The organism is Microbacterium sp. IEGM 1404, assembly GCF_030056775.1.
Classification (GTDB): Bacteria; Actinomycetota; Actinomycetes; order Actinomycetales; family Microbacteriaceae; genus Microbacterium.
This window is the reverse complement of the sequence record NZ_JASHKP010000002.1, coordinates 1019453-1038484: the sequence shown is the minus strand read 5'-3', so window position 1 is coordinate 1038484 and position 19032 is coordinate 1019453. Positions and strand designations below refer to the sequence as shown.

Annotated in this window: 17 protein-coding genes; 11 read left to right on the top strand and 6 right to left on the bottom strand. The window is 69.7% G+C overall.

Translation table 11 applies throughout. From position 1 onward, the window contains the following. Positions 1–20: 20 nt before the first annotated feature. The 3 genes from purB to QM517_RS10530 are packed head-to-tail and all read right to left on the bottom strand — an operon-like array spanning position 21 to position 2373. On the bottom strand, positions 21–1400 hold the full coding sequence (gene purB, locus QM517_RS10540; protein WP_283287249.1) for an adenylosuccinate lyase: 1380 nt from the start codon (positions 1398–1400) through the stop codon (positions 21–23). Between the two features lie 27 nt (positions 1401–1427). Then, a complete protein-coding gene (locus QM517_RS10535) occupies positions 1428–1934 on the bottom strand; it encodes a low molecular weight protein-tyrosine-phosphatase (protein WP_077051154.1) in 507 nt (168 codons plus the stop codon). Between the two features lie 34 nt (positions 1935–1968). Continuing rightward, positions 1969–2373, bottom strand: coding sequence for a phage holin family protein (locus tag QM517_RS10530; protein WP_077051155.1), 405 nt, complete (start codon positions 2371–2373; stop codon positions 1969–1971). Positions 2374–2432: 59 nt separating this feature from the next. Between QM517_RS10530 and QM517_RS10525 the strand changes: the two genes are divergently transcribed. From QM517_RS10525 to QM517_RS10505, 5 genes are all read left to right on the top strand, one after another. Further along, a complete protein-coding gene (locus QM517_RS10525; RefSeq protein WP_283287246.1) occupies positions 2433–3509 on the top strand; it encodes a histidinol-phosphate transaminase in 1077 nt (358 codons plus the stop codon). An 8-nt stretch (positions 3510–3517) separates the two neighbouring features. Beyond that, positions 3518–4972 carry a glycoside hydrolase family 43 protein gene (locus QM517_RS10520; protein ID WP_283287245.1) on the top strand — a complete coding sequence of 485 codons (1455 nt, stop codon included), beginning with the start codon at positions 3518–3520 and terminating at the stop codon, positions 4970–4972. Between the two features lie 96 nt (positions 4973–5068). Further along, complete coding sequence (locus QM517_RS10515) at positions 5069–6199, top strand: thiamine pyrophosphate-dependent enzyme (protein ID WP_283287243.1); 1131 nt, start codon at positions 5069–5071, stop codon at positions 6197–6199. Next, a complete protein-coding gene (locus QM517_RS10510) occupies positions 6196–7173 on the top strand; it encodes an alpha-ketoacid dehydrogenase subunit beta (protein WP_283287242.1) in 978 nt (325 codons plus the stop codon). Before QM517_RS10515 ends, QM517_RS10510 begins: the two co-directional genes overlap by 4 nt. Positions 7174–7241: 68 nt before the next feature. Further along, on the top strand, positions 7242–8555 hold the full coding sequence (locus tag QM517_RS10505; protein WP_283287241.1) for a dihydrolipoamide acetyltransferase family protein: 1314 nt from the start codon (positions 7242–7244) through the stop codon (positions 8553–8555). 19 nt (positions 8556–8574) lie between these two features. On the opposite strand, the gene QM517_RS10500 is transcribed toward QM517_RS10505, so the two are convergent. Continuing rightward, complete coding sequence (locus QM517_RS10500) at positions 8575–9096, bottom strand: hypothetical protein (RefSeq protein WP_139340665.1); 522 nt, start codon at positions 9094–9096, stop codon at positions 8575–8577. A gap of 241 nt (positions 9097–9337) precedes the next feature. Between QM517_RS10500 and QM517_RS10495 the strand changes: the two genes are divergently transcribed. Both QM517_RS10495 and QM517_RS10490 read left to right on the top strand, forming a co-directional pair. Beyond that, positions 9338–9667, top strand: a complete 330-nt coding sequence (locus QM517_RS10495; protein ID WP_283287240.1) for an SdpI family protein — start codon at positions 9338–9340, stop codon at positions 9665–9667. A 281-nt stretch (positions 9668–9948) separates the two neighbouring features. Further along, the gene (locus QM517_RS10490; RefSeq protein WP_283287239.1) at positions 9949–10608 is read left to right on the top strand and encodes a hypothetical protein; all 660 of its coding nucleotides are present in this window, start codon (positions 9949–9951) and stop codon (positions 10606–10608) included. 74 nt (positions 10609–10682) lie between these two features. Here QM517_RS10490 and QM517_RS10485 read toward each other — a convergent pair whose 3' ends face one another. Together QM517_RS10485 and QM517_RS10480 are read right to left on the bottom strand one after the other, a co-directional pair. Beyond that, entirely contained in the window at positions 10683–12125 is a 1443-nt protein-coding gene (locus tag QM517_RS10485; RefSeq protein ID WP_283287237.1) for an MFS transporter, read from the bottom strand. Positions 12126–12284: 159 nt separating this feature from the next. Further along, complete coding sequence (locus QM517_RS10480) at positions 12285–13331, bottom strand: LacI family DNA-binding transcriptional regulator (RefSeq protein WP_278103050.1); 1047 nt, start codon at positions 13329–13331, stop codon at positions 12285–12287. A gap of 180 nt (positions 13332–13511) precedes the next feature. Here QM517_RS10480 and QM517_RS10475 point away from each other — a divergent pair, with 180 nt between their 5' ends. The 4 genes from QM517_RS10475 (at position 13512) to QM517_RS10460 (ending at position 18984) form a co-directional block, all read left to right on the top strand. Continuing rightward, on the top strand, positions 13512–14834 hold the full coding sequence (locus QM517_RS10475; protein ID WP_283287235.1) for an ABC transporter substrate-binding protein: 1323 nt from the start codon (positions 13512–13514) through the stop codon (positions 14832–14834). A gap of 116 nt (positions 14835–14950) precedes the next feature. Further along, the gene (locus QM517_RS10470) at positions 14951–15892 is read left to right on the top strand and encodes a carbohydrate ABC transporter permease (RefSeq protein ID WP_283287233.1); all 942 of its coding nucleotides are present in this window, start codon (positions 14951–14953) and stop codon (positions 15890–15892) included. Further along, positions 15889–16728 (top strand): carbohydrate ABC transporter permease, encoded by an 840-nt coding sequence (locus QM517_RS10465; protein ID WP_283287232.1) that lies wholly within the window; start codon positions 15889–15891, stop codon positions 16726–16728. Before QM517_RS10470 ends, QM517_RS10465 begins: the two co-directional genes overlap by 4 nt. A gap of 3 nt (positions 16729–16731) precedes the next feature. After that, complete coding sequence (locus QM517_RS10460) at positions 16732–18984, top strand: alpha-L-rhamnosidase (RefSeq protein ID WP_283287230.1); 2253 nt, start codon at positions 16732–16734, stop codon at positions 18982–18984. The last annotated feature ends 48 nt before the right edge of the window (positions 18985–19032 follow it).

Genomic DNA, 19032 nt, shown 5'->3' with positions numbered 1-19032 from the left:
TACCGCGCGCTGAGGGGGGCTTACAGCGAGTCGACCACCCGCGAGGCCAGGCCGGCGTACGCCGCCGGGGTGAGCGCGAGCAGACGCTCCTTCGCGGCATCCCCGATGTCGAGGCCGCGGACGAAGTCGGCGAGCTCGGGGGCGCCGACCCGGCGTCCGCGCGTGAGGTCCTTCAGCAGCGCGTAGGGATCGGTGATCCGCGACCGGCCCGCGGCGATCTCGGCACGCACCACGGTCTGGATCGCCTCGGCGAGCACTTCCCAGTTCACGTCGAGGTCGGCCAGCAGCACGTCTTCCGCGAGCGAGATCTCGGTGAGACCGCGCTGCAGGTTGTCGAGCGCGAGCAGCGAGTGGCCGAACGCGACGCCGATGTTGCGCTGCGTCGTGGAGTCGGTGAGGTCGCGCTGCATCCGGCTGGTGACGAGGGTGGATGCCAGGGTGGCGAACAGTCCGCCGGCGATCTCGAGGTTCGCCTCGGCGTTCTCGAACCGGATCGGGTTGATCTTGTGCGGCATCGTCGACGACCCCGTCGCCCCCGCGACGGGGATCTGGGTGAAGTACCCGAGCGAGATGTAGGTCCAGATGTCGGTGGCGAGGTTGTGCAGGATGCCACCCGCGTGGCGCGCGCGGTCGTACAGCTCGACCTGCCAGTCGTGCGACTCGATCTGCGTCGTGACGGGGTTGAAGCCCAGGCCCAGCGACTCGATGAACGTGCGCGTCAGCTCGGGCCAGTCGACGTCGGGCTCGGCGGCGACGTGCGCCGACCAGGTGCCGGTCGCACCCGAGAACTTCGCGAGGTACTCGCCGGCATCCAGCTGGCGGATCACGCGCTCGAGGCGCCACGCGAAGACGCCGATCTCCTTGCCCATGGTCGTGGGGGTCGCGGGCTGGCCGTGCGTGCGGGAGAGCATCGCGGCGTCGCGGTGCTCGACGGCGAGGGCGGCGAGGGCGGCGGTGACCGAGCGGAGCGTCGGCAGCCACACGCGCTCGACCGCGCGCTGCACGGTGAGGGCGTAGGCGGTGGAGTTGATGTCCTCGCTCGTGCAGGCGAAGTGGGTGAGCTCGGCGAGGGCGGTGAGGCCGAGGCTGTCGAGACGGTCGCGCACGAGGTACTCGACGGCCTTGACGTCGTGGCGGGTCACCGCCTCCTTCTCCTTGAGCCAGGCGATCTCGTCGGCGCCGAACTCCTCGTACAGGGCGCGCAGGCGCGTGCGGTCGGCATCCGAGACGGGCGACGTACCGAAGAGCGAACGGTCGGTGAGGGCCAGGAGCCACTCGACCTCGACCTCGACGCGGGCGCGGTTCAGGCCCGCCTCCGACAGGTAGTCGCCGAGCTCCGAAACGGTGGCGAAGTAGCGACCGTCGAGCGGGCTGAGGGGCTGCGGGGGCAGAGCGGACACGGGTCTCCCGGGGGTCGCGCGAAAAGGTCAGCCCGCGGCACGGATGGCGGGCTCGAGCTGCCGGAACAGGGCTCGGCTGGCGCGTTCGATCATACCGAGCACCTCGTCGAACATCGGTGGCCCGGCGTAGTAGGGGTCGGGGACGTCGAGGGTCTCGGCATCCGGGACGAAGGAGAGCAGCAGCGCGATCTTGTCGGCGTCGTCGTCGTGACGGGCCCACCCGCGCAGGACGCGCTCGTGACTGCGGTCGAGCGCGACCACGAGGTCGTTGTGCGTGAAGTCGGCGAACGTGAACTGCCGGGCGCGATGCGCGGCGCCGTCGTAGCCCAGACGCTCGAGGGCGGCGAGGGTGCGGTGGTCGGCGCGTTCGCCGACGTGCCAGTCCCCGGTGCCCGCCGAGGTCGAGACGACGCGCGATCCGAGGCCCGCCTCCTCCGAGATACGCCGGAACACCACGTCGGCCATCGGCGACCGGCAGATGTTGCCGCTGCAGACGAAGACGACGCGGAAGGGCGCGTCGGCACTCGCGGTCATCCCTCCATCATGGCGGGGAGCGGCCGTCAGCGCATCAGCGGCGTGAGCGTTCGTCGTTCCGCGGCCGCAGGAGGCCGCCGAGGATCGCGTTGATGATGCCGATCAGCAGCGCGGCGACGACGGTGAGCCAGAACTCCCCGGTGCGCAGGCCCCAGTCCCAGTTCGAGGTGATGACCGCGGTCAGCCACAGCAGGAAGCCGTTGATGACGAGCGAGATGAGCCCGAGGGTGAGGATGTAGAGCGGGATGGCGACGATCTTCACGACCGTGCCGACGATGGTGTTGACCAGGGCGAAGATCAGCCCGACCAGCAGCAGCGTGAGCGCCACCTGCAGTCCCTCGCCGGGGGCGAAGGGGATGAGCGTCACCTGCAGGGCCGGGAGCAGGGTGACGATCCAGATGGCGAAGGCGTTGACGGCCACGCGGACGACGAAGCGCATGCCCCCATCGTGGCACGGGGGTCTGACGCGCGCACGGGTGTCCTCGTTAGGCTCGACCCGTGAGCGAAGACCCGGTCCTCCCCCGTATCCGCCCCGAGATCGCCGCCCTCCCCGCCTACCGGCAGGGACGACAGGCGAGTTCGGACGCGTTCAAGCTGTCGAGCAACGAGAACCCGTTCGACCCGCTGCCGGGCGTGCTCGACGCGGTGCGCGCGTCGACGGCGATCAACCGGTACCCGGATGCCACGGCCGCACGCCTGCGCGAGAGGCTCGGCGCCCGGTACGGGATCTCGGCCGATGACATCCACGTCGGCGCCGGAAGCGTCTCGCTGCTCGCGCAACTGCTGCTGGCCACGGCGGGCCCGGGCGACGAGGTCGTCTACGCGTGGCGGTCGTTCGAGGCGTACCCGTCGCTCGTGGCGGTGACGGGGGCGACGAGCGTGCAGGTGCCGCTCACCGCCGACGCGCGTCACGACCTCCCCGCGATGGCGGCAGCGGTCACCGACCGCACGCGCCTCATCATCGTCTGCAGCCCGAACAACCCGACGGGCCCGACGGTCGGCTTCGACGAGTTCACGGCCTTCGTCGACGCCGTGCCCGCCGACGTCCTCCTCGTGCTCGACGAGGCCTACGCCGAGTTCGTGACCGACCCGGATGCCGTCGAGGGCCACCGCGTCCGCGCGCTGCTCGCGCGCCCCAACATCGTGATGCTCCGCACGTTCTCGAAGGCCTACGGTCTCGCGGGTCTCCGGGTCGGCTACGCGATCGGCCACACGCGCGTGCTCGACGCCGCGCGCAGCACCGCCATCCCGTTGGCGGTCACCGCCGCCGCGGAGGAGGCGGCGCTGGCGAGCCTGGATGCCGAGAGCGAGCTGCTGCACCGCGTCGCCGTCCTCGCCGCCCGGCGCGACGCCCTCGTCGCCCGCCTGCGCGAGACCGGATGGGACGTGCCCGACGCCCAGGGCAACTTCGTGTGGCTCCCCGCCGGTGACCGCGCGCTCGAGGTGGCCGCCGCGTTCGAGGAGGCGGGACTCATCGTTCGCCCCTTCGCGGGCGACGGTGTGCGCATCTCGGTCGGCGAGGAGGAATCGATCGACCGCCTGGTCGAGGTCGCCGCCTCCGTCGCCCCGCGTTGAGTCGAACGATGACTCGGGATGCCGCGACCACCCCGGTCATCCCGGGGTTCTTCCCCGATCCGTCGGTGTGTCGTGTGGGCGAGGACTACTTCCTCGTGAACTCGTCGTTCGAGTACGCGCCCGGCATCCCGATCCACCGCAGCCGAGACCTCCGGACGTGGACGCAGATCGGCAACGTGCTGAGGCGCGAGGTGCAGCTCCCGGCCGGTGTCTCGGGGGCGAGTCGGGGGATCTACGCGCCCACGATCCGCAACCGCGACGGCACGTTCTTCGTCGTCGTCACGAACGTCGAACGCGGGGACGAGCAATTCGTGGTGACGGCGACCGACCCGGCGGGGCCGTGGTCGGACCCGATCGTGTTCCCGGGCCTCGGCGGAATCGACCCCGACCTCGCGTGGGACGACGACGGACGGTGCGTCCTCACTTATTGCGCCCTCGACGAGGGGCTGCGGCCCGAGGACGGCGCGCTGCCGGTGATCGCGCAGGTGCGCGTCGATCTCGATCGCGGCGTCCTGCTCGAGGAGCCGCGGGTGATCTGGCGGGGGAGCGGGCTCGCGCATCCCGAGGGTCCGCACCTGTACCGGCGCGGGGAGTGGTGGTACCTGCTCACCGCCGAGGGCGGCACCGAGCGCGGGCACGCCGTCTGCGTCGCGCGATCCCGGGCGATCGACGGTCCGTTCGAGGCGGCGCCGACGAACCCGATCTTCAGTCGACGCAGCACCGGCTTCCCGGTGCAGAACACCGGGCACGCCGACCTCGTCGAGCGCCCCGACGGCTCATGGGCGATGGTGTACCTCGGCGTGCGACCGCGCGGATTCACGCCCGGGTTCCACGTCGCAGGACGCGAGACGTTCCTCGCCCGCGTCGCGTGGGTGGACGACTGGCCCGTCGTGCACACCGACGACGTGCTCCTCGAGCGCCCCGACACCGCGTTCACCGACGACTTCGCGACCGCCGACCTGCACCCGCGGTGGGTCTCGCCCGACGGACCGCTGCCCGGCCGGCATCCCGCCGGTGGTGTGGCGGTGGGCCCCCACGAGCTCGCGGTGCGCGTGCGCGACCTGCGCTGGCGGTTCGACGCCCGCGTCGACGCCTCGGCCGCCGTGGCCCTGCGGGTCCGGCTCGACGAGTACCACTGGTACGCGATCACCCTCCAGGCCGGAACGGCCGAGGTCCGGGCGCGCATCGGTCCACTCGAGGCATCCATCGGTTCCGCTCCCGCGACCGGCGATGTCGTGACGCTCCTCGTCGAGGCGGTGGATGCCACCCACGACGGCCCCGACGACCTCCGCTTCGGCTTTCTCGACGCGGACGGCGAGCGGTGGATCGCGGCGCTCGACGGCCGCTACCTCTCGACCGAGGTCGCCGGCGGGTTCACCGGCCGCGTGCTGGGCCTGCGTGCGGTGGGGTCCACCCCGGCGCGGGTGGCGGCCGTGCGGTACGTCCCCCTCGGCGACGAGTGACGCCGCGCGCGGCTTGTCGGAAACCCATGCCGAAATGCGGCATCCGTTGTACACCTCATGCGGTGCGGGGCATGACGTGACCGTTAGCGTGGGTACATGACCCCGTCCGACGACCCGGCTCTCGTGCGCGTTCTGGCGGCCGACGGCACCCTCGCGCCCACCCCTGAGGCCGAGCGCTATCTGCCCCTGATCGAGGCCCTCTCCGACGCCGAACTCGAGACCTTCTACCGTGACATGGTCTCGATCCGCGCTTTCGACGTGCAGGCGACGAACCTGCAGCGTCAGGGGCAGCTGGCCCTCTGGCCGCCCTCCTTCGGACAGGAGGCCGCGCAGGTCGGCTCGGCCCGCGCCGCGCGCGCCCAGGACCACATCTTCCCGTCGTACCGCGAGCACGTGGTGACCCGCATCCGCGGTGTCGACCCGATCGACATCATCCGGCTCATGCGCGGGCTCACGCACGGCGGCTGGGACCCCTCCGACCCGAAGAACGGCAACACCCACATCTACACCCTCGTGCTCGGCGCCCAGACGCTGCACGCCACGGGCCTCGGCATGGGGCTGGTATTCGACGGCAAGTGCGGCACCGGCGACCCCGAGCGCGACGAAGCCGTCATCGTCTACTACGGCGACGGCGCGTCCAGCCAGGGCGACGTGCACGAGTCGATGGTGTTCGCCGCGAGCTTCCAGACCCCCGAGGTGTTCTTCCTGCAGAACAACCAGTGGGCCATCTCCGTCCCGGTCGCCACCCAGTCGCGCACCCCGCTCTACCAGCGGGCGGCGGGGTACGGCATCCCGAGCGTCCAGGTCGACGGCAACGACGTGCTCGCCAGCTACGCGGTGTCGAAGCTCGCGCTCGACGAGGCCCGCGCGGGCGGTGGCCCCCGCGCCATCGAGGCGATGACCTACCGCCGCGGTGCGCACACCACGAGCGACGACCCCACGAAGTACCGCACCTCCGCCGAAGAAGAGGCGTGGGCGCACCGCGACCCGATCGCCCGCCTCCGCACGTTCCTCGAGGCGCGCGGCGCGTCGCAGCAGTTCTTCGACGACGCGGATGCCGAGGGTCGCGCGCTCGCCGACGACGTGCGCGTGCGCACGAACGAGCTCGGCGGGCTCCCGCGCGCGCACATGTTCGAGAGCGTCTACGCCGAAGCCCACGCGCTGATCGCCGAGGAGCAGCGCTGGCTCGACGACTACGAAGCCGCGATGGAAGGAGGAGCGCAGTGACCGAGAACCTCCCGATCAGCCGCGCCCTCAACGCCGGCCTCCGTCGCGCGCTCGAGACGAACGACCGCGTCCTGCTCATGGGTGAGGACATCGGTCCGCTGGGCGGCGTCTTCCGCGTCACCGAGGGACTGCAGAAGGACTTCGGGCCGCGCCGCGCCATCGACTCGCCGCTGGCGGAGTCCGGCATCGTCGGCACCGCGATCGGTCTCGCGATGGGGGGCTTCCGCCCCGTCCTCGAGATCCAGTTCGACGGCTTCGTCTTCCCCGCGTTCGACCAGATCACGTCGCAGCTGGCGAAGCTCACGAACCGTCACGAGGGCGCGCTGCAGATGCCGGTCGTCATCCGCATCCCGTACGGCGGGCACATCGGCGCGATCGAGCACCACCAGGAGAGCCCCGAGGCGTACTTCACGCACACGCCGGGCCTCCGGGTCGTGAGCCCCTCGACGGCGAACGACGCGTACTGGATGATCCAGCAGGCGATCGACTCGCCCGACCCGGTGATCTTCCTCGAGCCCAAGGCGAAGTACTGGCAGAAGGGCGAGGTCGACACCGAGGCGCCCGCGCTGCCGCTTCACGCCAGCCGGATCGTCCGCCGCGGCACCGACGTCACGCTCGTCGGTCACGGCGCGATGGTCACGACGCTGCTGCAGGCCGCGTCCCTCGCCGAGAGCGAGGGCACGAGCTGCGAGGTCATCGACCTGCGTTCGCTCTCCCCCGTCGATTACGGCCCGCTGCTGGACTCGGTGCGCCGCACCGGTCGCATGGTCTACGCGCAGGAGGCGCCGGGCTTCACGTCCCTCGGATCCGAGGTCGCCGCGACCGTCATGGAGAGGGCGTTCTTCGCGCTCGAGGCCCCCGTGCTGCGCGTGTCGGGCTTCGACGTGCCGTTCCCGCCCGCGAAGCTCGAGGGCACGTACCTGCCCGACGCCGACCGCATCCTCGAGGCCGTCGACCGGTCGCTGGCCTACTGACCCCTTCCCTCCCGCATTCCGTTGCGGCGACGCCGGTGCAATGCTGGCTCCCGAGCAAAGGACACACCGTGACCGAGCAGACTTTCGTCCTCCCCGACGTCGGTGAAGGACTCACCGAGGCCGAGATCGTCCAGTGGCGCGTCGCCCCGGGCGACACCGTCGCCGTGAACGACGTGATCGTCGAGATCGAGACGGCGAAGTCGCTCGTCGAGCTGCCGTCGCCCTTCGCCGGCACGGTCGGGGAACTCCTCGCGACCGAGGGGGCCACGGTCGAGGTCGGTGCCCCGATCATCACGATCGGATCGGCGGATGCCGCGTCCCCGGCGCCCGCGCAGCCGACCACCGTTCCCGAGGCCGACGATCCGGGCGGAGCGGTGCTCGTCGGCTATGGCACCGGCGGCGCCGTCTCGTCGCGGCGGCGGAAGCCCGCGGAGCGCCCGGTGAAGGCATCCGTCGGTGTCGTCGCCAAGCCCCCGATCCGCAAGCTCGCGCGCGACCTCGGCGTCGACCTGGCGGCGGTCACCCCGAGCGGCCCCGCCGGTGAGGTGACCCGCGACGACGTCGTGAAGCACGCCGAGCAGGCCAGCGTCTTCCGCAACATCGAGACGCCCGAGTGGGGTGCCGTGCGCGAGGAGACGATCCCGGTCGCCGCCGCGCCCGCGCCCGCGCCGGTCGACGATGCCCGCGAGGAGTCGATCCCGGTCCGCGGCGTCCGCAAGGCCACGGCGAACGCGATGACGTCGAGCGCCTACTCGGCCCCGCACGTCTCGGTGTGGGTCGACGTCGACGCGTCCCGCACGATGGAGCTGGTGAAGCGGCTGAAGGCCTCGCCCGACTTCGCCGATGTGAAGGTCTCGCCGCTGCTGATCATGGCGCGCGCCGTGATCTGGGCCCTGCGGCGCACCCCGATGATCAACGCCGCCTGGGTCGACACCGAGGACGGCGCGCAGATCCGCGTGCGCCACTACGTCAACCTCGGCATCGCCGCGGCGACCCCGCGCGGCCTGCTCGTGCCGAACATCAAGGACGCGCAGGCGATGAACACCCGCGAGCTCGCCAAGGCGCTCGAGAACCTCACGCTCACCGCGCGCGAGGGCAAGACGAGCCCGGCCGATCAGGTCGGCGGCACGTTCACGATCACGAACATCGGCGTGTTCGGGGTGGATGCCGGTACCCCGATCATCAACCCCGGTGAGGCCGGGATCATCGCGCTGGGTGCCATCCGGCAGAAGCCGTGGGTCGTCGACGGCGAGGTGCGCCCCCGCTGGGTGACCACGGTGTCGGGATCGTTCGACCACCGCGTGGTCGACGGCGACGGGATCTCGCGGTTCATCGCCGACGTGGCATCCGTTCTGGAGGAGCCGGCGCTGCTGCTCGACTGATGCGTCCGCCGGACAACGCTCAGGGGCGCGGTGTCACGGGCGGAGGAGCGTCCGGGACAGGGAACTCGGCCGCCCGTCGCCAGCGCTGCGGCCAGACGAAGTTGATCGCGCTGAGGCAGAAGATGCCCCAGCCGACCAGCAGGATCGGCAAGCCGGGGGACGATGGCTGCGATCCCGAAGCGGTGATGACCCAGACTCCGACGAATAGGACTACGAACCCTGTGGCCGCCCCGATCGGCGTGACTTCTCCGTGGGCCAGCCACCACCGGCGGGCAACGGGAATCAGCCGAACGGGCAGGCCGACCACGAGGGCGACCAGCGCCGACGGCACGGCGACGAGGAGCGGGACCACGATGATGGCGATGATCGTCACGATCCCGTCGTACTCGGTGGACATGGCGACGAGGCACGCCGCGGCCGTTGCCCAAAGTGCCGCGCCACCCGCGAAGAAGTTCACGAGGGTCAGAACGCCCCACTGATCGCCCCAGGGTGGCACCCCCGGCCGACGTGGCGGGGGCGTGGCACCCTCGATCGCCGACATGTGCCGATGATGGCACCGGCCCGCGCGCGGCGCACCGCCGATGCTTCGACGCGATGCCTATTGCGTCACTCCGGCAGCGCCGGATGCCGCTCGCCTGGCGTCGGCTGTGTCGGAATCTCGCCGTCCCGCAATGGTCCGAGGGGTCGGCGCTGCGGGGTTGGCTGCAGAAGGCCAACGTGTTCTTCTTACAGTTCCAGCGTGCATCCCCATCCACGCCCGCGAAGGCCGAGGAGGTCACCGCATGATTTACATCGAGATAGCTGTCGCAGTACTCGCCATCGCGGGGACCGTACTCCCCGCGGTCGGGAAGATTCCGCGCAACCGCATCGTCGGGGTACGCACGCGAGCCACGCTCGCGAGTGACACCGCTTGGCGGGAGGGGCACCGGGCCACGATTCTTCCGATGACGTTGACCGGTGGCATCGCAATCGTGGGCGGCACGGTCCTGGCGGTCCTCGGGTTCGTGAACGAACCTTTCGTCGTCATCGTTCTCGCGTTCGTCCTTCTTTCTGGCGCGGCCTGGAGCAGTGCGGCAGCGCGGCGAGCAATCCCAGAGGCCTCCACGAAATAGCTGTCGACGGTGGCGACGTATCCGGCGTGTCGTCGAGACGCTCACGGCCACGAGGTCGATGACCGGCCTTTCCCTGAAAGCCTGCGCATGCAGCCCGGATCGGGCATTGCCAGGCTTCTGCCAGGGTTTCCCGCGATCGCCGTCCTGACGCGGATCGCGCCGCTCCAGAAACGCCGCAGATCGGCATCCCTCCCGTTTCCCACCCATCCGATTCCGCGTGCTCTTCGGATCACCCCACATGCGGCGGAAGCGCCGTAGACGGAAACGGAAAGGGAAACCTGATGCGTACGTACAACACGAAGACCCGAATCGGCATGATCGCTGCGGCCGGCACCGGAGCTGCGGCTCTCGCCGTCGCCGGACTGGCACTGCCGGCCTCGGCCGATGACAACGTCACCTCGACGGATGCCTCGACCACCGCGACGCAGTTCGTGGATGCGTCCGACCCGTTCTACACGTGGGTCAGCGACCTCATCGACAGCGGTGACTTCACCGCCAGCCCCCAGACCGCGGTGGGCGACATCGCGAACATCGGACCCCTCGTGCAGGGACCGCTCGTCAGGGACTCGCTCAACGGCGATGTCGCGTCGGGCAACCAGACCCCGGTCGTGTCGGGCAACGACACGACGGCCCCCATCGGGTCGGGCAACGACACCACCGCGCCGATCGGCTCGGGCAACGACCTCGGCTCCGGCAACGAGGTGGGCTCGGGCAACGACGTGACCGCTCCGATCGACGCTCCCGTCGGCTCGGGCAACGACACGGGCGTCTCCACCGGCGACGCAGGCGTCTCGACGCGCGACAACGGCGCCTCGGTCGGCGACATCTCCGGCTCCGTGGAAGACATCTCCGGTTCGGTGGACGACGTCGTCGGCGACGTCACCTCCGGTGTGGACGACGTGGTCGACGGCGCGCTCGACCTCGGCGGCATCCTGCGCTGATCCGCAGCGATTCCAGCGGCGTCACCCTTCGGGGTGGCGCCGCTGTCGTCTGCGCGGGTCAGTTCGGCCCCGCGCTACTCCGGGAGCGCCGGATGCCGCTCGCGCGGCGCCGGACGCGCCGGAATGAGCAGCGCCAGGACGAGCGCGACGATCGCCGCGCCGAGACCGAGGGCGAACGAGACGTCGAAGGCCTGGGCCGTCGGGACGCGGGCCTCGCCCTCGCCCGTCGACAGCGTGGCCAGGACGACACCGACCACGGCCGCCGATGTGCTCGCGCCCAGGGAGCGCGCGAGGGCGTTGAGGCCGTTCGACGCGCCCGTCTCGCTCGGTGGCACCGAACGCATGATGAGCATGGGCATCGCGGCGTAGCCGAAGCCGATCCCGAAGCCGATCAGGATGTTCGCCACGACGAAGTGCCACACCTCGGTCGAGAACAGCAGGCTGAAGCCGTAGGCGACGATGAGCGACACCGAGCCGGCGACCAGGAGGACGCGCGGGCCGATGGTCCGCGCGAGGGTGCCCGAGATCGGCGAGAGCACCATCATCACCAGACCCGACGGCATGACGACGAGGCTCGCGGCCAACAACGACAGGCCGAGACCGACTCCGGTGGCGGTCGGGAGCTCGAGGATCTGCGGGTGCGAGACGTTCGAGGTGAACAGCGCGAAGCCCATCGCGATCGACGCGAGGTTGGTCAGCAGCACGGGACGGCGGGCGGCGACGCGCAGGTCGAGGAGCGGCTCGTCGATGCGGAGCTCGTACCAGCCCCACACGAGCGAGACCAGAATGCCGCCGACGGCCAGGCCGAGCGTGAGGGGCGACGTCCACCCCCACGAGTTGCCGCGCGACACCGCGAGGAGCACGCCGATGAGGCCCACCGCGAGTCCTGCCGCGCCGACGTAGTCGAAGCGACCGGCGGTGCGGAGCACGCTCACCGGGACGATCCACAGCACCAGGAGGAACACGACGGCACCGAGGGCGGCGGCGATCCAGAACAACCAGTGCCAGTCCGTGCGCTCCGCGACGAGGGCGCTGATGGGGAGGCCGACGGCTCCGCCGACGCCGAGGGTGGCGCTCATGAGCGCGACCGCGCTGTCGACCCGGTTCTCGTGCAGGACGTCGCGCATGATCGAGATGCCCAGGGGGACGACGCCGACCACCGCACCCTGCAGGGCGCGCCCCACGATCAACCCGACGATGCCCGGGGAGAGGGCCGCGATCACCGACCCGGCGATCATCACCACCAGGAGCACGAGGACGATCCGTCGCTTGCCGTACATGTCGCCGAGGCGTCCCGCGATCGGGGTGATGACGGCGGCGGCGAGCAGCGTGGAGGTCACGACCCACGCGGTGTCGTCGCGGGACGCGTTCAGCAGCTCCGGCAGCCTCGCCTGGATGGGCACCACGAGGGTGAACAGGAACGACGAGCACAGACCGGCGAGGGCGAGTACGGCGACCACGGCGCCGTTCGGGGTGCTTCGGGACAGTCTTCTCCGCGCGTTCTCGTCCCGTGGCATCGATCCCAGGCTATCCGTCCCGCTCGGGGCCAAGGTGGGCGCCTCGGAGATCACCGTCAGGTCGCCAGAAGCGCGTCCGTGGACGGCGGCTCGCGCGTAGATGTCGGTGCTGAACGCGACTTGCATGCGAAAGCGCTGACCAGCCGACTGACGCGCCCCTCACCGCGCGGCGACGGACGGCGGGCTGCTCGTTGCCCGCACCCGCAGGGCGGGGGAGAAGACCCGCCGCTCGGGCTCGATCCGCCCGCGGATGCGTTCCAGCAACAGGTGCGCGGCGGTCGCCCCCATCTGCTCCCCGTCCTGGTCGACCGTGGTCAGGCCGATGAGCGGGTGGCTGGCGATGGGGACGTCGTCATAGCCGACCACGGCGAAATCGGCGGAGCCGAGCCCGCGGTTCGCGACGACCTCCAGCGCCGACAGCGCGAGCGAGTCGTGTCCGGCGAACAGGGCCGTCGGGCGCACCGCGCGATCCAGCAGACTCGCCACCGTGCGGCGCGCGTCGTGCTCGGCCGGGTCGATGCGGATGACTTCGGGCTCGAGCCCGCGCTCCCGCATGAGCCGTTCGTACACCCGCAGACGTCGGGGGTGCGGATCGGTGCGGGGCTCGACCAGGACCCGTTCATCGTTCGTGACGTGCGCGATCCGCGTGTGTCCCGCGGCGAACAGGTGCTCCATCACCAGCCGGGCCCCCTCGTCGTCGTCGCCGACGACGACGTCGTAGTTGCGGGGGTGGTCGTGCTGACCGACTTGGACGAGGGGGACTCGCTGCCCCAGGCCCTCGAGCCACGCCTGCGGAACGGCGGGGGCGACGGCGATGATCCCGTCGACCTGTCGGTCGTACAGGCTCTCGAGCGCTGCCGTTCCGCTGACCGGGTCGGCCATCGGGGCGATGATGAGCTGGTATCCCGACTCGCGCAGCGACTGCACGGCGCCGGTGAGGATGCGCGTGAAGAAATCGTTGTCCACCTGCGGGAGCTGCACACCGATCGTCGAGGTGGACCCGCGCATCGCCCGGGCCGCCACGCGCGGACGATACCCGAGCGTCTCGATCGAGGCGGTCACTCGTTCGCGCATCCGGTCGCTCACGCCGTAGGCGTCGCGGATGACCTTCGAGACGGCCGCGCGAGAGACCCCCGCGTGACGGGCGACATCCTCGATGGTCGCCGCCCGGGTCGGTGACCCGGCGGAGGGCGCGGGATCGAGCATCGAGCTCCTTCAGTCGATTCGTTCCTCCAATGTAGATCGGTTGACGAAATCGCGCCAGTCGGTTTATGGTCTGTTTCGTCGCCTCGTGTAGATCGGTTTACACAACCCGAACTCGACCGGTTCGCGGAGCGACACGTCGTCCGGAATCCTTGCATCCGGTCCCTTACAAGGAGGTAAGCAGTGTCCTCATTCATCAGCCCTCGTCGCGCGGTGATCGCCGTCGCCGCGACAGCGATCGCCGCCACCACGCTCGCCGGGTGCTCCGGGTCGTCGGGGTCCACCACAGCCGACGGCAAGGTGGAGATCTCGTTCCTCACGACCAACGGCGACGACGCGATCGCCACCGGGAACGCCCTCATCGCCGCCTTTCAGAAGGCCAACCCCGACATCACGGTCACGCTCAACACCCGCCCGGGCGGGACCGAGGGCGACAACCTCGTCAAGACCCAGCTGTCCACGGGCGAGATGGACGACGTGTTCTTCTACAACACGGGATCGCTCTTCCAGGCGCTGAACCCCGACCAGACGCTCGCGAACCTCGCGGACGAGTCGTGGGCATCCGAGGTCACCGACAACTTCAAGACCGTCGTCTCGACCGACAACGGCACGTACGGTGCGCCGCTGGGAACCTCGATGGCCGGCGGCATCGCCTACAACACCAAGGTGTTCGCCGACCTCGGTCTGAGCGTCCCCACCGACTGGTCCTCGCTGGTCGCGGATGCCGAGAAGATCAAGGCCGCGGGCATCACGCCCATCGAGCAGACCTACGGCGACACCTGGACCTCGCAGCTGTTCCTGCTCGCCGATTTCGGCAACGTCCTCACGCAGGACAAGAACTGGGCCGAGGACTTCACCGCCAATAAGGCGAAGTTCGCCGATGAGCCTGCCCTCGCCGGATTCACGCACCTGCAGGACGCCTTCGACAAGGGGCTGTTCAACGCCGACTTCGCCTCGGCGACGGCCGCGGACGGTTCGGCGGCACTGGCCACCGGCAAGGCGGCGATGTACCCGATGCTCTCGAGCGCCGTGCTGACCAACATCAAGCAGACCAACCCCGATGCCGTCAAGGACATCGGCTTCTTCGCGATGCCCGCCGACAAGGCCGCGAACACCACGCTCACGGTCTGGGAACCCAGCGCCGTCTACATCCCGAAGACCACCGAGGGGGCCAAGCTCGACGCGGCGAAGAAGTTCGTGGCGTTCATCAACTCGTCCGACGGCTGCGGCATCCAGAACGACAACTTCGTCGCCGGCGGACCCTTCTCGATCAGCTCGTGCTCGGTGCCCTCGGATGCCGCACCGATGGTCGCGGAGATCCAGAAGTACATCACCGACGGCAAGAGCGCCCCGGCCCTCGAGTTCCTCTCGCCGGTGAAGGGCCCCAACCTCGAGAACATCGCGATCAGCGTCGGATCGGGCATCTCCTCCGCCGCAGACGGTGCGGCGGCGTACGACGAGGACGTCAAGAAGCAGGCTCAGCAGCTCGGCCTCGCCGGCTGGTAAAACCAGCGCCGCTTTGCGGCGCGTCCCGTGCGGCGCGGCAGCCTTCGCCCGTTCGCACTCCGCGGGGCCGGAGCTCCTCCTCCGGCCCCGCTCTTCTCTTCACGAAGGAGTCACCGATGACCCACACCTACGCCAACGTGGTGCCGCCACAGGCACGCGCCCGGCGGAGGAACCCCGCACCGACGACGGGTTCCGGTCGCAAGATGCGCAGCATGTACCCGTCGTGGTTCTACATCCCGGCGGCGGCGCTGTACGTCGTGCTCTTCGCGGTGCCGACCTTCGCATCGTTCTACTTCAGCCTGACGCGGTGGTCGCTGTTCGACGTTCACTTCATCGGGCTCGACAACTTCGTGCAGTTCTTCTCGGACCCGCAGCTCTCGCAGGCGGTGACCAACACCGTGATCTACGCAGTGGTCACCAGCGGCGCCAAGGTGATCCTCGGCCTCGGGCTCGCCGTGCTGCTGACCTCGGAGATCATCGGCCGGGGGTACCTGCGCGCGGTCACGTTCTTCCCCGTCCTCGTCTCGACCATCGGCGTCGGCTTGACCTTCAAGGTCTTGCTCGACCCCTTCGACGGACTGGTCAACGGAGCCCTGTCGGTGTTCGGCATCCAGGGCCCGGGGTGGCTGACCGACCCCAACCTGGCCCTCATCAGCGTCGCCTTCGTCGACGTCTGGAAGGGCCTCGGAATCGCGACGCTGATCTACATCGCCGGCATCGTGGCCATCCCGCAGGAGTACTTCGAGGCCGCCCGCGTCGACGGCGCGAGCGCATGGAAGGTGTTCCGCAACATCACCTTCCCGCTGTCGTGGCCGGCGACCGGAACGGTCATCATCCTGTCGCTGATCGGCGGTCTGCGCTCGTTCGACCTGATCTGGGCCATGACCAAGGGCGGGCCGGGATTCAGCTCGGACGTCATCGCGTCGGTGATCTACAAGCAGTACCAGGCCGGCTTCTACGGTCTGTCGACCGCCGGGAACGTGGTGCTGTTCGTCGTGGTGACCGCCGTCATGATCCCTCTCTCGATCTTCATCAACAAGAGGAGCGTGGACTCATGAGTCGTCTCGCCGTCCGCCGGTGGACCGTCGGGTCGATCGCCATCCTGGTCTCGGTCGTCGTCTTCCTCGTCCCGTTCGCCTTCATCCTCGTCACGGCCGCCAAGACGGCACCGGAGGCGTCGGCTCTCGCGTTCACGTGGCCCACGGAGTGGAAGCTGTGGGACAACATCGCCGCGGTGCTCGCCGATCGCAACGGCATCCTGATCCGCGCCTTCGTCAACAGCATCGTGCTCACGGTCGCGAGCGTGATCATCATGGTGATCCTCGCCGCCATGGTCGGTTATGTGCTGCAGCGGAAAAAGTCCCGGTGGAACCCGCTTATCAACTTCTTCGTGCTCGCCGGCCTCATCGTGCCGCCCGCCGTCGTGCCGACCATCTGGGTGCTCCAGGGACTCGGGATGTTCAAGACGCTGGGCGGACTCATCCTCATCGAGGCCACGTTCGGTCTGTCGTTCTGCATCCTGCTGTTCCGCGCGTTCGTCGCCACGATCCCGCGCGAACTCGATGAGGCGGCCCTGATCGACGGCGCGGGTCCGATCCGGCTGTTCTTCCGCATCGTGCTTCCGTTGCTGAAGCCCGTCATCGTCACGGTCATCGTGGTGCAGGCGGTGGCGGTCTTCAACGACTTCGCCAACCCGCTCTACTTCCTGCCAGGTGACGCGAACGCGACCGTGCAGCTGACGCTCTACGCCTATGCGTCGAGTTCGACGAGCGCGGGTCAGTTCAACCTGCTGTTCGCCGACATCCTCCTCATCACCATTCCCCCGCTCGTCATGTACATCTTCTTCAACCGCCAGATCGTGGCGGGCATGACCAGCGGCGCGATCAAGGGCTGACCCATGTTCACGATCTCTCGTCTGATCGCGCCGACCGCACCCGTCGACGGCGCCCCCACCCTCGTCGGTCGATTCGCCCTCGACGAAGGTCACGGTCGTGTCGCCGAGGCCACGCTCCGCTACTCCGCCCTCGGAATCGTCGAGGCGGTGCTGAATGGGTCCCGGGTGTCGGACGAGCTCCTCACCCCGGGGTGGTCGAGCTACGAGTGGCGCATCCGTGTCGCGGAGACCGACGTGACCTCGCTCGTCGAGCAGGAGTCCACCCTCGAACTCACGCTCGGCAACGGCTGGTACCGGGGAAACCTGACCTGGATGGGCGCCACGGCCGTCTACGGCGACGCCCTGGCCGCCATCGCCGAGGTTCGGATCGAATTCGAGGACGGCCACGTCCAGCTGTGGGGCACGGACGAGACCTGGCTGGCTCGTGTCAGCGATACGGTGCACGACGACATCTACCACGGACAGACCATCGACGCCCGCAGACGCGGACAGACGCCGAGCGAGTCCGCTGTGCGCGTCCTCAAGGAGCCGAACGAGCGCTTCGAGGCGTACGTCGGTCCTCCGGTCGTCCCGCTGGAGACGCTCCCGGTGCGTGATGCCTGGGCGTCGCCCTCGGGCACGGTCATCGTCGACTTCGGAGAGAACATCGTCGGCTGGGCGCGGGCGAAGGTGTCGGGTGGGTCGGGCGCCGTCGTGACGCTGCGTCACGCCGAGGTCCTGGAGAACGGCGAGATCGGCGTCCGGCCCCTGCGCTCGGCTCGCGCCACCGACCGGTTCATCCTGTCCGGTGACGACGACGTGTTCGAGCCGCGGTTCACTTTCCACGGATTCCGATACATCGAGGTCGACGGGTGGCCGGGCGGCCTGGAGGCCGTCCGCCGAGGCGGACTCGAAGCCGTGCGGATCGGGTCGCGTCTGCGTCGCACCGGGACGTTCTCGAGCTCGGAACCGCTGCTGGACCGCCTGCACCAGAACGTCGTGAACAGCACCCTCGGCAATTTCGTCGACCTGCCCACGGACTGCCCGCAGCGCGACGAGCGCCTGGGCTGGACCGGCGACATCGCCGTCTTCGCGGCCACGAGCGCCTACCTCTTCGACGTCGAGGACTTCCTCCGCGATTGGCTGCGCGACGTCGTCGTCGAGCAGGAGCACCAGGGCGGTGTAGTGCCGTACGTGGTGCCCGATGTCCTGAAGTACGTCGGGGTGCCGGAGGACATCACGCCCGTCGACTCCACGGCCGTCTGGAGCGACGCCCTCGTGTGGGTTCCCTGGGCGGTGTGGATGGCATCAGGGAACGACCGCGTGCTCGCCGAGAACTTCGGCGCGATGCTCTCGCACCTCCGGCACGTCGAATCGCTCGTCTCGCCGTCCGGGCTGTGGGACCAGGGGTTCCAGTTCGGCGACTGGCTCGACCCCGACGCGCCGCCGCACGATCCGGCGGATGCCAAGGCCGATCGCAGTCTGGTCGCCACGGCGTGCCTGTACCGGTCGGCGGATCTGACCGCACGCATCGCGCGCGTCCTCGGCCGGGACGACGTGCTCGACGAACTCGAGCAGCTGCGCTCCCGCACGCGGGAGGCCTTCCGTGGCGCGTACGTCGACGCGGTTGCGCGGCGCCTCCGCAACCACTGCGAGACGTCGTACGCGCTCGCGATCGTCTTCGGTCTGCTCGACGACGACGACCGAGTCTGGGCGGGCGCGAATCTCGCAGAGCTGGTCGTGGCATCCGGGTACCGCATCTCGACCGGCTTCGCCGGGACGCCCTACATCCTGGACGCCCTCAGCGGCACGGGACACCTCGACGTCGCTGGTCGCCTCCTTCTCCAGCGGGAGTGCCCCTCGTGGCTCTACCCGGTGACCATGGGCGCGACGACGATCTGGGAGCGCTGGGATTCGATGCTGCCCGACGGCACCATCAACCCGGGCGAGATGACCTCGTTCAACCACTACGCGCTGGGCGCTGTCGCGGACTGGATGCACCGCGAGCTCGGCGGGCTCACCCCCCTCGAGCCGGGGTACTCGCGAGTGCGGATCGCCCCTCGGCCGATCGACGGTGTCGATCACGCGCAGACGTCATTCGACAGCCGCCACGGAGCCATCGCGGTGTCGTGGCGCCGAGACGGCTCGCGGGTGCAGGTCGAAGCCACCATCCCCGAGGGTGTCGTCGCCGAGATCCGACTGGGCGACGTGGACGAAGAAGTGGGCCCCGGCGTCCACCAATTCTCCGCGGAGGTGGCAACAGCCGTTTCCGTGTGATCGACCGGCAGGCCGACCGTGACGGCGGTCGGCCTGCCATTCGCCGAC